The 14,881-nt window shown below is 60.8% G+C and carries 13 protein-coding genes; 6 read left to right on the forward strand and 7 right to left on the reverse strand.

The features are described from left to right. The first annotated feature begins 45 nt into the window (after positions 1-45). Together IHQ71_RS14750 and IHQ71_RS14755 are read left to right on the forward strand one after the other, a co-directional pair. Positions 46-1,449 carry a hypothetical protein gene (locus IHQ71_RS14750; protein ID WP_258157219.1) on the forward strand — a complete coding sequence of 468 codons (1,404 nt, stop codon included), beginning with the start codon at positions 46-48 and terminating at the stop codon, positions 1,447-1,449. Positions 1,450-1,572: 123 nt separating this feature from the next. Next, positions 1,573-2,076 carry a hypothetical protein gene (locus tag IHQ71_RS14755; protein WP_258157220.1) on the forward strand — a complete coding sequence of 168 codons (504 nt, stop codon included), beginning with the start codon at positions 1,573-1,575 and terminating at the stop codon, positions 2,074-2,076. Positions 2,077-2,081: 5 nt separating this feature from the next. On the opposite strand, the gene IHQ71_RS14760 is transcribed toward IHQ71_RS14755, so the two are convergent. The 5 genes from IHQ71_RS14760 to IHQ71_RS14780 form a co-directional block, all read right to left on the reverse strand. Further along, positions 2,082-2,789, reverse strand: coding sequence for an ABC transporter ATP-binding protein (locus IHQ71_RS14760; protein WP_258157221.1), 708 nt, complete (start codon positions 2,787-2,789; stop codon positions 2,082-2,084). After that, positions 2,786-3,514, reverse strand: coding sequence for an ABC transporter ATP-binding protein (locus IHQ71_RS14765; RefSeq protein WP_258162843.1), 729 nt, complete (start codon positions 3,512-3,514; stop codon positions 2,786-2,788). The genes IHQ71_RS14760 and IHQ71_RS14765 overlap by 4 nt, the downstream gene beginning before the upstream one ends. Further along, entirely contained in the window at positions 3,511-4,473 is a 963-nt protein-coding gene (locus IHQ71_RS14770; protein ID WP_258157222.1) for a branched-chain amino acid ABC transporter permease, read from the reverse strand. The genes IHQ71_RS14765 and IHQ71_RS14770 overlap by 4 nt, the downstream gene beginning before the upstream one ends. After that, positions 4,470-5,351, reverse strand: coding sequence for a branched-chain amino acid ABC transporter permease (locus tag IHQ71_RS14775; protein WP_258157223.1), 882 nt, complete (start codon positions 5,349-5,351; stop codon positions 4,470-4,472). The genes IHQ71_RS14770 and IHQ71_RS14775 overlap by 4 nt, the downstream gene beginning before the upstream one ends. 85 nt (positions 5,352-5,436) lie before the next feature. Then, positions 5,437-6,723, reverse strand: coding sequence for an ABC transporter substrate-binding protein (locus tag IHQ71_RS14780; RefSeq protein ID WP_258157224.1), 1,287 nt, complete (start codon positions 6,721-6,723; stop codon positions 5,437-5,439). 388 nt (positions 6,724-7,111) lie between these two features. Here IHQ71_RS14780 and IHQ71_RS14785 point away from each other — a divergent pair, with 388 nt between their 5' ends. From IHQ71_RS14785 to IHQ71_RS14800, 4 genes are all read left to right on the forward strand, one after another. Beyond that, the gene (locus IHQ71_RS14785; RefSeq protein ID WP_258157225.1) at positions 7,112-8,719 is read left to right on the forward strand and encodes a peptide ABC transporter substrate-binding protein; all 1,608 of its coding nucleotides are present in this window, start codon (positions 7,112-7,114) and stop codon (positions 8,717-8,719) included. Between the two features lie 104 nt (positions 8,720-8,823). Further along, positions 8,824-9,747 carry an ABC transporter permease gene (locus tag IHQ71_RS14790; RefSeq protein WP_258157226.1) on the forward strand — a complete coding sequence of 308 codons (924 nt, stop codon included), beginning with the start codon at positions 8,824-8,826 and terminating at the stop codon, positions 9,745-9,747. Further along, on the forward strand, positions 9,740-10,885 hold the full coding sequence (locus tag IHQ71_RS14795) for an ABC transporter permease subunit (protein WP_258157227.1): 1,146 nt from the start codon (positions 9,740-9,742) through the stop codon (positions 10,883-10,885). Before IHQ71_RS14790 ends, IHQ71_RS14795 begins: the two co-directional genes overlap by 8 nt. 1 nt (position 10,886) lies before the next feature. Continuing rightward, positions 10,887-12,479 carry an ABC transporter ATP-binding protein gene (locus IHQ71_RS14800; protein WP_258157228.1) on the forward strand — a complete coding sequence of 531 codons (1,593 nt, stop codon included), beginning with the start codon at positions 10,887-10,889 and terminating at the stop codon, positions 12,477-12,479. A 235-nt stretch (positions 12,480-12,714) separates the two neighbouring features. Here the strand turns inward: IHQ71_RS14800 and IHQ71_RS14805 are convergent, their stop codons facing one another. Together IHQ71_RS14805 and IHQ71_RS14810 are read right to left on the reverse strand one after the other, a co-directional pair. Beyond that, on the reverse strand, positions 12,715-13,893 hold the full coding sequence (locus tag IHQ71_RS14805; protein WP_258157229.1) for an aldose 1-epimerase family protein: 1,179 nt from the start codon (positions 13,891-13,893) through the stop codon (positions 12,715-12,717). Positions 13,894-13,954: 61 nt separating this feature from the next. Then, positions 13,955-14,869, reverse strand: coding sequence for a sugar phosphate isomerase/epimerase (locus IHQ71_RS14810; RefSeq protein ID WP_258157230.1), 915 nt, complete (start codon positions 14,867-14,869; stop codon positions 13,955-13,957). Positions 14,870-14,881 lie beyond the last annotated feature (12 nt).

Below are 14,881 nucleotides of genomic sequence, written 5' to 3' on the forward strand. Positions count from 1 at the left end.
ATCTCACCCCTTGAGGGGGAGATGTCCGGCAGGACAGAAGGGGGTGTGCGCAGACTGCCAGCGGCGGCCATTACCCTGCTCTTTCTGACCGCTCCCACCTTCGCCCAAGCCCATGGCACGGAAGGCGGCCTCGTCCTGCTCCTACCCACCGGCTACTACCTTCTCGGTGCCGGTCTTGCTGTCGCCGCCTCGTTCCTGCTGCTCGCCTTCGTGACAGCCCAGGAGACCGAACGCGTCGCCGCGATGCGTCTGCGGCTCTTCACTGTTCCTGATGTGCCGCGTGAAATCACCAGCGCCATCGGATTCTTTTTCCTCGCCTTTCTGGTCTTCGCCGGCATCGTCGGCAGCCGCGATCCTGTGGTCAATCCGTTGCCGACAATGATCTGGACAATCTGGTGGGTCTGTTTCACGCTGTTCCAGGCCGTGGTCGGTCCGCTCTGGCACCACTTCAATCCCTGGACCGCTATCCTCGCGCTGTTCGGCCGCAACAACCGTGAGGGGCTGCTGAAATTGCCCGTGCGTGCGGGCTATCGCATCGCCGTGCTGCAATTCGCTGTCTTCGCCTGGTTCGAACTAATCTACGTCGCCCCGAGCGACCCGCTGCGGCTGGCCATCGCGGTGATCGCCTTCTGGGCGTTCAACCTCGCGGGTGCATTCATTTTCGGCGAGAAGGACTGGATGGCGCGCGCCGAACCCTTTTCCATTTTCTTCGGCCTGATCGGTCGGCTCTCGCCCTTTCACCGCGAGCCGATCGGCGAAAAACGCACTGGCGTGGTGCTCACCTGGCCGGGAATGACCCTGATCAGTGCGAATGCTCTGCCACTGACAGGCGTGTTCTTCATCCTCCTCACGCTCTCGACCGTATCCTTCGACGGCCTTTCGCGCACCTTCCTCTGGCTCGGTTCGATCCACGTCAACCCGCTCGAATTTCCCGGGCGCAGCGATGTGGAAACATCGGGCACATCAGGCCTGATCGGCATGTTCGCCGCCATGTCCGCGCTCTATCTCGGCACGGTGGCGCTTGGCTGCCGGCTTGCCGGCCGCAGCGACATATGGCTCGCCGCATCAGGGCGCCTGATCTACTCGCTCGTACCGATCGCGCTCGCCTTCCAGGCTGCCCACTACCTCACCAGCGTGCTGGTGGACGGCCAGAATGCGCTGATCGCGCTCTCCGACCCCTATTCGCTCGGCTGGAACCTGTTTGGCACCGCGGGTTGGCACACCACCACGTCATTCCTCAACACGATGTCCGGCGTGAGCCTGATCTTCAACACGCAGACACTTGTGATCGCGCTCGGCCATATCACCGGCATCGTCATGGCGCATCTGATCGCACTGAGGATTTTCGACACGCCGCGCCAGGCGGTGGCCAGCCAAATCCCGCTCGCGGCGCTGATGGTGTTCTACACGGCCTTCGGACTGTGGCTGCTGGCGACGCCCAGGATCTGAACGCCAGAACACATGCCATCCCGCTTCTTCAAGAGCCGCATGCAATCAGCGAAAATGCAGCGAGAAGCTTTAGTTCCGGATTAAACCCTATCGTGTATCCAACTCCGAGAGATGGAGATTAGGATGCGTATCATCACGTCATTGATCATCGCCAGTGTGGTCGGCTCGACGGCAGTCGGCGCCTTGAGACACTATCTCGATGGGTCGTCAAACGAGGGGAGTCCCAGGCAGGCCTTGAAGACACTCTTTAAGGAAGATCGTCCAGCCGCTCTGCGTCTGTTTGAACGGGCGACCTTCGCCTGTGTGCCCGAGCTCGATAAGCTGAAGTCGAACAATGCGCGCGTCTTCTTTTCACGCATGCTCGTCGTCAGAATAGAGATGCAGGAGAAGAACGGCGATGAACTGACCAAGGACGATAAGCGGCGCATCAACAAAGAAATTGAACAACTCCTACGAGTCATCCCGGAAGCGGATGCGATTGTGTTTGCTGGAGCCGTGAAGACGATCAACACGCAAAAGAAGAAGATTCAGACCTGCCTCGTAGACACGGTCGCCGAATATGCACTTCAAATTCAGCGAAAGAAGAAGGAAGCCCTTCTGTCCGGCGTGGAGTTGCGCGGCTCGTGATTTGCTCACCCATGCCCGACACCGAGATATTTCTGCACCAGCGACGAATCCGCCCGCACCTCATCGACGTCGAACTCGGCCTGCACCACGCCCTGGTCCATGAAAGCAATTCGATCGGCGACGGGAAGCACCGCATCGATGCGCTGTTCGACCAGTAGCACTGCGACGCCATCGTTGCGAAGCTTGGTCACGACGTCGCGGATCGCCTGGATCATCGAGGGCATCAGGCCTTCGGTCGGCTCGTCAAGCATGATGATCTTCGGCTCGACGCAGAGCGCGCGGGCGATGGCGACCATGCTCTGCTCGCCGCCGGAGAGCGTGCCGGATTGCTGGCCGAGCCGCTCCTTGAGCGCCGGGAAATAGCCGAGCGCCCGCTCCATCGCGGCGCCGCCCGATTTGCGGGTCATCAGCCCGACCTCCAGGTTTTCCCGCACGGTCAGCTCTTTGAACAGCCGTCGGCCCTGCGGCACATAGCCTATGCCGTGGCGCGGGATCTGCTCGGCCGGCAGGCCGCTGATATCCTTGCCATCGATGACAAGCGTGCCGGTGCGCGGCGGCACCAAGCCGAGGATAGATTTCAGCGCCGTGGTCTTGCCGGCGCCATTACGGCCGAGCAGGCAGAGGATTTCGCCCGCCGCGACCGACACGGAGAAATCGCGCAGAACCTGAAGCTCGCCGTAGAAGGTATTGTAATTCTTGACCTCCAGCATCATGCGCCGGTCCCCAGATAGGCAGCCTGTACCTCCGCATTGGCGCTGACTTCGGCGGGTGTGCCCTCGGCCAGCGTGCGGCCGCGATTGAGCACGGTAATCCGGTCGGCAAGCTGCATCACCACATCCATATTGTGCTCGATCAGCAGGATCGTCGCGGTCTTCGAGATGCGCTTGACCAGTTGGCAGAAGCCGGCGATCTCGGAATCCGAGAGTCCCTGCGTCGGCTCGTCGAGGATCAGCAGCGCGGGCTGCAGCGCGAGCCCCATCGCGACTTCGAGCAGACGCTGGTGGCCATAGGCCATCTCGCCCGCGCGAGCCTCTGCACGATCGGCGATGCCGACCGCTTCGAGCGCGGCGCGGGTCTCCTTTTCGATATCGAGCCTGGCGCCCTTCTCGCGCTGTGCTCGACCGAGGGCCGCGATCCGCACATTCTCGGCAACCGACAGCTTGGGATAGATATTGGTGATCTGGAACGTGTAGGCGATGCCGAGCCGCACGCGCCGGAAAGCCGGCACCTTGGTGATATCCTCGCCACGGAAGGTGATGCGGCCATCCGTCACCGAGGTACGGCCCGAAAGCAGGCTGACGAAGGTGGTCTTGCCCGCGCCATTCGGCCCGATGATCGCCCGGATCTCGCCCTCGTTGAGGGAGAAGTCGACCCCATCGACTGCCTTCAGCCCGCCGAAATAGCGCTTGAGGCCCTGGGTTGCGAGGATGGGCGTCACATCAGCCATGGCAGCCACCTTTCGCGGATCGTGCCGAGAATGCCCTTGGGAAACCACAGCACGAGGACGATAAGGACCACGCCGATTACCAGAAGGTAGGCGGTGGTGAGCTCGCTCAACTGGTCGATCAGCGTTGTCATCAAGAGCACGCCCAGCAGCGGACCGAGCAATGTCCCTGCCCCGCCGAGCAGCGTGAACAGCAGCACCTCGATCGAATACTGGATCGAGGCGAAAGTCGAGCCGACATAGCCGAAGAGCAGTCCATAGGCCGCCCCCGCCGCCCCGGCGATCGTGCCGGAATAGAGGAAAGCCTCGAGCTTGGACGCGAAGACGTTGAAGCCGAGCATCTCGGTGCGGCCCTCGTTTTCCCGGATCGCCGCGAAGATGCGGCCCCGGCGGCTGGTCAGCACGACGAAGGAAATAGCGAGGACGATCGCAAGGAGCCCGAAGGCCAGATTGAAACGGACTTGCTCGCTGGCGAGACTGAAGGTGGTACCGAAGAGATCGAATTGCCGCGCCGCATGCGGTAGCGACAAGCCATCCTGCCCACCAGTGTATTGGGCGAAATAGAGCGTCGTCAGGAAACCAACCTGCGCGAACATCAGTGTCACGATCATGAAGGACACCCGCATCGTCGGCAGCGCGACGATGCCGATCGCGAGCGCCAGAACGAAGGCCGCCGCGATGCCGATCAGGAAGGCCACGGGCACGCTGATGCCGAGATGATAGGTCGAGAGCCCGGCGGCATAGAGCCCAGCAGCAAAGAAGATCGCGTGTCCGAGGCTGAGCAGGCCGACATAGCCGAGCAGCATGTTGTAGCCGACGGCGAACACCGCGAGCACCATCATGCGCGTGATCGTCAGCACGTAATATGTCGGCAGCACGAACTGCATTGCGAAGGCGATTGCCAGCACAGCGGCGAGCAGGATGAGGTTTCGACGGATATGGCTCGCGCTCATCGCTCGGCCTTTCCGAACAGGCCGTTCGGCCGGAAAATCAACACGAAGGCGACCAGCAGCGTCGAGACCATTTTCGCCAGCGTCGGCGAGAAGAAGACCGAGAGAATGCCATCAGAGAGACCAATGATGATGGCGGCAATGATCGTGCCCTGAATGCTGCCTAATCCGCCGATGATGACGACGATGAAGGAGAGCAGCAGCGGATCGAGCCCCATCAGGTAATGCGCCTGCTGGATCGGCACGACCAGCACGGCGGCGACCGCCGCCAGCATGGCGCCGAGCGCGAAGACATAGGCCGAGACATTATCGACATTGATGCCGAAGGCCTGAGCGGTCTCGCGGTCGAGTTGGGTCGCGCGCATCACGAGCCCTGCCTTGGTATGCTTCATGAGATACCAGACGACGCCCATCAGCACGATCGCGGCCGCGATGATGAAGAGCTTGTAGCCATCGTAGCCGAACCACGGAAAGCGGATGCGCCAGTAGAACGGCGGCTCGACGGCCTGCGCGTTCGGCCCGAAGAAAATCAGCGCCGATTGCTGGAGAATATAGAGCAGGCCGATCGTCGCCACGATCGTCGCCTCGGGATCGTAGTTCAGACGCTTGAGGACCAGCCGCTCGCTGGCGAATGCTATGGCGCCGACGATCAGCGGGCTGATGATCAGCGCGGCAATGAATCCGAGCGCGGGATGCCCGGTGATGAAACTGGTGACGAACCAGGCAAACACCGCACCCAGCATATAGAACTCGCCGTGGGCCACATTGACCACCCGCATCACGCCGAAGACCAGCGACAGGCCAACGGCGGTGACGGTCAGCACCGAGGCCTGGACCAGTCCTTCGAGGATCGCGAGGAAGAGATAGGGGCCGAAAGCCATGGGCGGCAAACCTTGAATGGCGGACGAATTTAGAACCCCCGCCGGAAATACGTCCGGCGAGGTGTCGAGATGCTAACTAGAGCACTCAGAGTTCCATCGTCGTGTAGTCGACCTCGGGCTCGTACATGCCATCCTCGATCGAGGTCGTGTGCACGACATTGAGCTTGCCGCCCTCGACCTTGGAGATGTTCTGCTTGCCGAAGACTTGATGGGTCTTGCCGTTGAACACCTTGTCGCCTTGCGGATGCTCGTTGCTGGCCGAGAATTTATCGAGCGATTCCAGCGCCAGGATGAAATCCTTCTTCTGGTCCGGCCCTTCGTACTTGGCCATTTCCATGGCCTGCTTGATCACGAACAGCGTCTCCCAGACAGAGAACATGTGCGAATAGGTCGAGACGTCCTTTGGGTCGCTGGTGCTCGCGCCATTGGCGTCGACGCCGACCTTCTCGCGGAAGAACTTGTCGAACTCGGTCTGGTCCTTCTGCGCGTAGCGCGGATTGGCTTCCCAGAAATAGGTGCCCTCGAGATATTCAAGCTGCGGTGTCGCAAGGTCCACCGCTTCGAGCGAATCGATGAAGCCAAAGATCTGCGGCCGCGTCGAGCCGAAATGATCGCCGAGTTCCTTGACGAAGGTCAGCACGGCCGGACCGACCATGACGTGATAGATCACTTCCGTGTCGGAGGGAATTTGCGGGAAATAGCGGGTGAACGAGCTCTCGGTCGGCGGGATCGGGATCAGTGCCGAGATTTCGCCGCCCTGCGCCTTGATTGCCTCGGAGAAATAGTCGCGATGGTTATGGCCGAACGCATAGTCCGGAAAAAGCATCGTGACCTTCTTGCCGAGATTCTTGGAGATCCACGGCGCCATGGAGGCGACCTGGCTCTTCACGTCGGTGATGCCGGGCTGGAACGTGTATCGGTTCAGCCCGCCGCCGGCCAATTGATGGCCTTCCGAACAGACGAGATAGGGCAGCTTGAGTTCGCCGGCGCGCGGGCCGGCCGCCGCCACGACATGGCTGAAAAGGTGGCCGAACACCGCGTCCACCTTGTGCTCGGTCGCGAATTTTTCGATCACTTCCGTGCCGCGCTTGGGGTCGGTGCCATCGTCCTCGACGATCATTTCGATCATCTTGCCATTGATGCCGCCGCCTTCATTGATCAACTTCACCGCCGCCTGCGCGGTGCGCTCGTACCAGCGGCCATAGGATGCGCCGATGCCTGTGCGGTGGAAGGGAGCACCGAGCTTGATCGTACCGCCGGATTGCGCGCGAAGCACATGCGGCGAGGCGAGCAAAGTGGCTCCCGCGGCGAAGCCCTTGAGCGCCGTGCGGCGCGTGATTATCGAACCCGCGGAAAAGATGGATTTGGTCATTTGGCGTTCCCCAGTTTTGTCGTTTGGCAACTTATGCCGATGAAAAATCGGACGCAAGCGAACACGGGCCGATCTCTGGCCCGCAGCGATGCCGCGAGCCCTTGAACTGCACTTTGGTACTTCCCCACACAGGAGCTCTGCGGCTCCTTTTTCATTTGTGTACGAAAGATTATGCGCGTTTCTCAGGGCCTGTCAATCGTCAGTCTTTCCACAGGCCAAAAGCGGCCCGAAGTCCGTGTGCGCCGGGCGCTTGCACATAATTGGCGACCCGTACCGAAAAGGGTTATTTCGGGCTTGACGATTTTCAGTTGCTTTTCCGGGCGCGCGAAATAGTCTCTGCACGCACCAGCGGGGAACTGGGGAAAAACACTAAAAGAAGGAGATACCCATGAGCATCCACCCACTTTTCAAATCACTGACGGGCGCAGCGCTGACAGGCGCGCTGCTGGCATCCCTCGCCTTTCCGGCGCTCGGCGAGACGGTGATCCGACGAGGTAATGGCGGCGAACCCCAAACGCTCGACCAGGCACAGATTTCGATCGACATCGAAGGCTTCATCCAGCGCGACTTGAACGAAGGCCTGATGGTCTATGACATCGACGGCAAGGTCGTCCACGGCACGGCGGAGAGCCATACGGTCTCCGATGACGGCAAGGTCTATACGTTCAAGATCCGTCAGAACGCCAAGTGGTCGGACGGCTCGCCGGTGACAGCGGGCGACTTCGCTTTTTCGATCACCCGCCTGCTCGATCCGGCAACGGCTGCCGGCTATGCCAATATCCTCTACCCGATCAAGGGCGCCGAAGCCTTCAACAAGAAGACCGGGCAAGCTGATGGCCTCGGTCTGAAGGCCGTGGACGACAAGACGCTTGAGATCACACTCGAGCGCCCGACCCCGTACTTCCTGCAATTGCTGGTCCATTATACGGCCATTCCGGTCAATCAGGCCAGCATCCAGAAGCATGGCAAGGATTTCACCAAACCGGGCAACATGGTGACCAACGGCGCCTATATGCTGACCGAATATGTCGCCAACGACCACATCACCGCCGTCAAGAATCCGAACTACTGGGATGCGGCGAATGTGAAGATCGACAAGGTCATCTACAACCCGTCCGAAGACCAGGCCGCGACCGAGCGCATGTTCGAAGCGGGAGAACTCGATGTCGTCTATAACTTCCAGGCCGACCAGCGCGAGTTCCTGACCAAGAAGCACGGCGCCGACCAGGTGTTCGCGGCACCCGCGACCTCGACCTATTATTACGTCTTCGACAATCGCAAGGAGCCCTTCAATGACGTGCGCATCCGCAAGGCGCTGTCCATGGCGCTTGACCGCGAATTCCTCGCCGGCAAGATCTATGGCGGCGCGCAGCTGCCATCCTTCACCCTCGTGCCGGATGGCATGGAAGGCTACACCCTTCCCAAAGTCGACATCGCTGACATGGACCAGCTCGACCGCGAGGATGCGGCCAAGGCATTGCTGAAGGAAGCCGGTTATGGCGAGGGCGGCAAGCCGCTCTCGATCGACATCCGCTACAACACCAATGAAAACCACAAGAAGGTCGCCATCGCGGTGGCGGACATGTGGAAGGCGCTGGGCTCCAACATCAACGTCACCACCCAGAACCTCGACGTGAAGGCGCATTACGCTTACCTCCAGGAAGGCGGCTCGTTCGATGTCGCCCGCGCCGGTTGGTCCGCCGACTATGCGGATCCGGAAAACTTCCTCAACCTGATGATCTCCTCCAACAAGGCCTTCAACTACGGCCATTGGGAAAATGCCAAGTTCGACGAACTGATGAAGGCGTCGTATGACGAACAGGATCCGGCCAAGCGCATGAAACTGCTGTCGGACGCCGAAGCAATGATGCTTGCCGAACACCCGATCGCCCCGATGATGAACTATGCCAGCCTCTGGCTCATCAACAAGAAGGTCAAGGGCTTCAACCAGAACCTCGTCAACGAGCATCTGACCAAATACCTCTCCATCGAGTGATCCAGCCGGGCGCGTCCGATCTATTGTGATTGTACGCGCCCACGCTTCCGCGCGGGAACCGCCGGCGGTAGCATTCGATTACTCAGACTGAGAGGAGGCGCGTCATGCTGCGTTTCATCCTGGTGCGATTGCTGTCATCGCTGCCAACGATTTTCATCGTCCTTACGATATCCTTTTTCATGATCCGGATCGCCCCCGGCGGTCCGTTCAATCTTGAAAGGCCGCTGGATCCGGCCACGCTTGCCAATATCAAGGCGGTCTATCATCTGGATCAGCCGGTCTGGCTGCAATATCTCTATTACATCGGCAATGTGTTCCAGGGCGATTTCGGCCCGAGCTTCATCTACAAGGACTACACGGTCGCCGAACTCATCCTCCAGGCCCTGCCCTATTCCATCGTTCTCGGCCTGTGGGCGCTGGCGATCGCGGTCTTCGGCGGCGTCGCGATGGGCATCTACGCGGCGTTGCGGCAGAATTCCTGGGCCGATTACCTCCTGATGGGCATTGCCGCCCTCGGCAACACCGTGCCGAACTTTGTCATCGGCCCGATTCTATCATTGATCTTCGCGCTCGGGCTTGGCCTCGTACCCACAGGATCCTGGGGCAATGGCGGCTTCCGCAATCTCGTGCTGCCTGTCATCGTGCTGGCGCTGCCACAGCTTGCGGTTTTCGCCCGGCTGACGCGCGGTTCTATGATCGAGGCTTTGCGCGCCGACCATGTGCGCACCGCCCGTGCCTATGGCTTGCCCTTCCGCAGCGTCGTGGGCGTGCATGCCCTTCGCGCGGGCCTGATGCCCGCGGTTTCCTATCTCGGGCCGACGGCGGCCTCGGTGCTGACCGGTTCGATCATCGTCGAGACCATTTTCTCGCTGCCCGGCGTCGGTCGCTATTTCGTCCTCGGCGCGCTCAACCGCGACTACACGCTGGTCATGGGCACGGTCGTGCTGATCTCGGTCTTCATCGTCGTCCTCAATCTGCTCGTCGATGTCATCTATGCCTTCATCGACCCGAGGGTTCGCTATGAGTGACATCGCGCCAACTCTCCCCACTGACACCGGCTTTTCCGACCAACTGGTGCAAGGCCGCAGTCTTGGCTCGATCGCCTTTGCCCGCCTCAAGCGCAACAAGGCGGCGTTGGTCAGCATCTTCGTCCTGCTCCTGGTGACGACGTTCTGTTTCCTCGGCCCCTGGTTCAATCCGCATACCTACTCGGCGGTCTATTCGAGCTACGTCGCCGTGCCGCCGAGCCTGTCTCCCTATCCGCATGAGGATACGCTCGAACCCGTCATGAAAGCGGCAGTAGAGCGCGGCCGTGCCAAGCTCGATAGTTTCGATGTCGATGGCACGACCTATACCGCGACGATCAGCGCCGACAAGGCACTCGATCCGCGCGTCGTCCGCTATCTCGACCGCCCCAACGAATTCGAAGGCGCCGCGATCGGCGAGACGAGGAATGACGGCAAGACAGCCGTCATCACCGGCCAGGTCAACGGCCAGTATTTCCTGCTCGGCACCGATCGCAACGGCCGCGATATGCTGGCCCGCATCATGGTGGGCGGTCAGATCTCGCTGATGGTCGGCGTGCTGGCGACCATCGTCTCATTGGTCATCGGCGTCATCTATGGCGCGATCTCCGGCTATATCGGCGGCCGCGTCGACAATGTGATGATGCGGCTGGTGGAAATCCTATACTCCTTGCCCTTCATCTTCTTCGTCATCATGCTGGTGGTCTTTTTCGGCCGCCATTTCGTGCTGATCTTCATCGCCATCGGCGCGGTGGAATGGTTGGACATGGCCCGCATTGTCCGCGGCCAGACGCTCGCCATCAAGCGGCGGGAATTCGTCGGCGCGGCGGTCGCGATGGGGCTCACCGATGGACAAATCATTCGCCGTCATATCATCCCCAACACGGCCGGGCCGGTGGTGGTGTTCGTCACCTTGATGGTGCCCAAGGTCATTCTGCTTGAGAGCTTCCTGTCCTTCCTGGGTCTCGGCGTACAGGAGCCGCTGACAAGCTGGGGGCTTCTGATCGCGGAAGGCGCCGGCTCCATCGAATCCAGCACATGGCTGTTGCTCTATCCCGCGCTGATCTTTGTCCTGACCTTGAGCGCGCTCAATTTCGTCGGCGACGGCTTGCGCGATGCATTTGACCCGAAGGATCGCTGACATGGCGGAAACAATCCTCGACATCAACGACCTGAATGTCCGCTTCGATGCCGACGACGGCGCGGTTCACGCGGTCAAAAATCTCAGCCTCAAGGTCGCCAAGGGCGAAACGCTGGCCATCGTCGGCGAGTCCGGCTCGGGCAAGAGCCAGACCATGATGGCCGTGATGGGCCTGCTCGCCACCAATGGCAAGGTGACGGGCTCGGCGCGCTATCGCGGCCAGGAACTGGTGGGCCTGCCGGTCAAGCAGCTCAACGACATCAGGGGCGCCAAGATCACCATGATCTTCCAGGAGCCGATGACGTCGCTCGATCCTCTCTACGCGATCGGCGACCAGCTGGCGGAACCGATCCGCTATCACCGCAGGATCTCGAAGGCGAAGGCGCGCGAGCGTGCGCTCGAACTCCTGAAACTGGTCCAAATTTCGGACCCGGAGCGACGGCTGAAATCCTATCCGCACGAAATGTCCGGCGGCCAGCGCCAGCGCGTGATGATCGCCATGGCACTCGCCAATGACCCCGAACTGCTGATCGCCGATGAACCGACGACGGCGCTCGACGTGACGATCCAGGCCCAGATCCTCAACCTGCTCAAGGAACTCAAGGAGCGCATCGGCCTCGGCATCGTCTTCATCAGCCACGACCTCGGCATCGTCAAACGCTTCGCAGACCGGGTCGCAGTGATGCGGCGCGGCGAAGTGGTGGAGACCGGCACGGTCGAACAGATCTTCAGCGCGCCACAGCACGATTACACCAAAATGCTGCTGGCGGCCGAGCCGACGGGACGCAAGTCTCCGGTCGACCCGAGCGCGCCGCGCCTGATCGAAGGCCGCAATGTCTCGATCACCTTCAAACTCGGCGGCGGGTTTCTAGCGGGCAAGCCGATGGAGCTCAAGGCCGTGGACAACGTGTCGCTGACGCTACGCGAAGGCCAGACGATCGGCGTCGTCGGCGAATCAGGCTCGGGCAAGTCCACGCTCGGCCGCCTGCTTCTCAGGCTCATCGATGGCGAGGGCCGGGTGATCTTCATCGGCAAGGACATATCCACATCGGACCGGCAGGCCATGCGGCCACTGCGCCGCCAGATGCAGCTGGTGTTCCAGGACCCCTACGGCTCGCTCTCGCCGCGCATGACCGCTGGACAGATCATCACCGAGGGACTGTTGGTCCACGAGCCGCATCTCACGACCGCCGAACGCGACCGCCGCGCCGTCGAAGCGCTGAAGGAGGTCGGCCTCGATCCCGCGACCCGCAACCGCTATCCGCACGAATTCTCCGGCGGCCAGCGCCAGCGCCTCGCCATCGCCCGCGCCATCATCCTCAAGCCGCAGCTTGTCGTGCTCGACGAGCCGACCTCGGCGCTCGATCGCTCGGTGCAGAAACAGATCGTCGACCTGCTCCGCGACCTCCAGGCGCGCCACAAGCTCGCCTATCTCTTCATCAGCCACGACCTCGCGGTGGTGCGGGCGCTCTCGGATTATATCATGGTGATGAAGAGCGGCCGCGTGGTCGAGGAAGGTTCGACGGATGAGATATTTGACCGGCCGCGAGAGGATTATACGCGCGAGTTGATGGCGGCGGCGCTGGGGCATTGAGCTTGGGGGACTTAATATCCCGGACATTACCCCTCACCAACTTCGGCCAAGGGTTCGCGATGCTCACCCGGCCTGCGTATCCTCTCCCGCAAGGGGAGAGGTAGGGTGCCACACTCTCGATTTCAGATTGAGGCAAAGCGTTGCCACGAGTTTTACCTCTCCCCTAGTGGGAGAGGATAGCAAGTCCGCATGAGACTGACAGTCGAATGCTTGGACGCGCTTGGTGAGGGGTGGGCTACCGCCCCGTAATCGCCACATGCTTCCCCGAAAGCTCGGGATAATCATCCGAGGGCTGCGCCGCAATCGCACGAATTCGTGCCTCCTCGGCAGCAATCTCCTCGCTCCCGGAAACCACCCGGAGCACCGTGTCGTAACGGCGCTCATCCCCATGCTCCAGCCAGATCAACTCACCCCGCTCCTTGGCAAAACCCCGGCCTTGCACATGGTTTGTCGAGGGCTCCAGGCCGACAGTGTATTGGCCGGAATGCAGGTTCTGCCATTGGTAATTGCAGGGAAACTGGTCCTTGCGATTGATGACTTCGAAGCCGATGCCGAGCGCATCGTTGACCAGCATCACAGGCACGTCGCCATTCGAATCCGCAGCCATTTCGTGCTGCCAGACCTGCTCGTGAAAGCCCATCTGCGGCGCCGGCATGGCGCGATATCCGACACCCTGCTTGCGATAATTGTCGCCGGCGTGCCCCGCCCAGACGACATCCCGGATCGGTGCGATATAGCGCGAACCCTCGGCCAGCACGGGATGGCCGACATTGATGTGATAGAGATACATATGCGGCGTGCGATAGAAGCCGCGATTGACGACCCGGTCATGGATGCGGATGTCGTTGGTTCCGGCCTTGATCTCGATCCGACGGACAAGTTCGAGATGCTCGCCGAACACCGCGCCCTGCGTGACGATGCCTTCGCACCAGAGCACTAGGTCATCACCATCCCAGCTTTCGCCGTAGCCGTTGAGCCTGGCGGGGATCATGCCGACGCGGCCATGCAGCGTATGGCTCACCGTCTTGCGCGGACCGTAGACATAGTGATCGCCAGCCTCTTCGTTCATGAACAAGATCTGGTCCAGCCCGCATGTCACCAGCAGGCCCGACGCCGAGCGCAGCCAGCCGAGACCGCCCTCGCCTTCGACGTCATGCAAACCGGGATGCTTGAAGCCGGCCGGGGAATGCCAGCCGATCGCCATGCCGCGATATTCGCATTCTCCGATATCGAGGCAGCGATCGACCATCACGGTGAACCGGAGTCCAGTGCCGCTACGGAATTCCAGCACGCGGACGCCGCGTTCGACGCCGTCGCCGAGCGTCATCAACCGGACGCCCGAGAATTGCGACAAGGAACCTGCATGCGCCGAGAGATCGCGCTGCGACCGCTGGCTTCCGTAAAGCTCGACCATTATGTCATTCCCGAAATGTTGGATCGGGCGGCCTGTCCAGCCGCCCGAAATTCGCGTCCGATCAGAGGCCCTGCGCGCGCAGCTTGCCGTCGAGGAATTTCTTGGCGCGCGGCACGTCCGACTCTTCCAGATGCTCGATGATCATCGGGATATTCGGATGCTTCTTCGAAAGCAACTTGAGATACAGATCGTAGTTCAGCGAACCGAGGCCCGGTGCCGGCAGTTCGATCTCGCCGACGCCGCGGAACGTGTGGCTTTCGAGCGCGTCCGCATCACCGATATCGGCATGCTTTTCCGCCTTGTCGTCGCCCGAGCGCTTGACGTCCTTGGCATGGCCGATCTTGATCTTGTCCTGCAGCGTATCGAAGACCTGATGCAGGATCTTGTCCATGTCATCGATATTGTGGGATTCGAAATAGTTGGTCGGATCCATCAGCAGGCCGAGGCCGGGGTGATCGACCTGCGCGAACATCTTCACCGTTTCCTCGACGGAACCGACGACGTTGTTCACATATGTTTCGAGCAGAAATACCGCGCCGTGATCGTAGGCGAACTGCGAAAGGTCGGCGATGACCTTGCGGCATTCCTCGAAGCCTTCCTCCGTCTTGTTCTTCGGATGATGCACCCAGTCGGACTCGGCGTTGTAGGTGCCGGTCTCTGAAATCACGTACGGGCTGCCGAGATACTGGGCGTGCTTGATGATTTCCTTGAGGTAGCCGACGCGGCGGGCGCGTTCGTCCTTATCCGGATGGATGATGTTGGTGTAGCCCGAAACGCAGCAGATCGGCAGGTTGCTGTCGCGGAACGTGTTGCGGATCGTGGTGCACTTGTCCTTGGTGATCTGGCCCGGACCGACGTCGATATCCTTGAAATGCATGTCGAGCTGAACAGTATTGAAATCGAGCGCGCGGATTTTCTTCGCGGTCTCGGCTAAGCTATAAGGAAAATAGCCGGTGAAAATACCTGTCTGCATCATAGTCGTGTTCCT

Origin of the sequence: Rhizobium sp. TH2, from assembly GCF_024707525.1 — a bacterium.
GTDB lineage: Bacteria > Pseudomonadota > Alphaproteobacteria > Rhizobiales > Rhizobiaceae > Rhizobium_E.

Bases quoted from the DNA above. Each gene is read 5' to 3' on its own strand.
- IHQ71_RS14755 (WP_258157220.1), top strand. From the start codon at position 1,573: ATGCGTATCATCACGTCATTGATCATCGCCAGTGTGGTCGGCTCGACG.
- IHQ71_RS14760 (WP_258157221.1), bottom strand. From the start codon at position 2,789: ATGATGCTGGAGGTCAAGAATTACAATACCTTCTACGGCGAGCTTCAG.
- IHQ71_RS14770 (WP_258157222.1), bottom strand. From the start codon at position 4,473: ATGAGCGCGAGCCATATCCGTCGAAACCTCATCCTGCTCGCCGCTGTG.
- IHQ71_RS14775 (WP_258157223.1), bottom strand. From the start codon at position 5,351: ATGGCTTTCGGCCCCTATCTCTTCCTCGCGATCCTCGAAGGACTGGTC.
- IHQ71_RS14780 (WP_258157224.1), bottom strand. From the start codon at position 6,723: ATGACCAAATCCATCTTTTCCGCGGGTTCGATAATCACGCGCCGCACG.
- IHQ71_RS14785 (WP_258157225.1), top strand. From the start codon at position 7,112: ATGAGCATCCACCCACTTTTCAAATCACTGACGGGCGCAGCGCTGACA.
- IHQ71_RS14790 (WP_258157226.1), top strand. From the start codon at position 8,824: ATGCTGCGTTTCATCCTGGTGCGATTGCTGTCATCGCTGCCAACGATT.
- IHQ71_RS14795 (WP_258157227.1), top strand. From the start codon at position 9,740: ATGAGTGACATCGCGCCAACTCTCCCCACTGACACCGGCTTTTCCGAC.
- IHQ71_RS14800 (WP_258157228.1), top strand. From the start codon at position 10,887: ATGGCGGAAACAATCCTCGACATCAACGACCTGAATGTCCGCTTCGAT.
- IHQ71_RS14805 (WP_258157229.1), bottom strand. From the start codon at position 13,893: ATGGTCGAGCTTTACGGAAGCCAGCGGTCGCAGCGCGATCTCTCGGCG.
- IHQ71_RS14810 (WP_258157230.1), bottom strand. From the start codon at position 14,869: ATGATGCAGACAGGTATTTTCACCGGCTATTTTCCTTATAGCTTAGCC.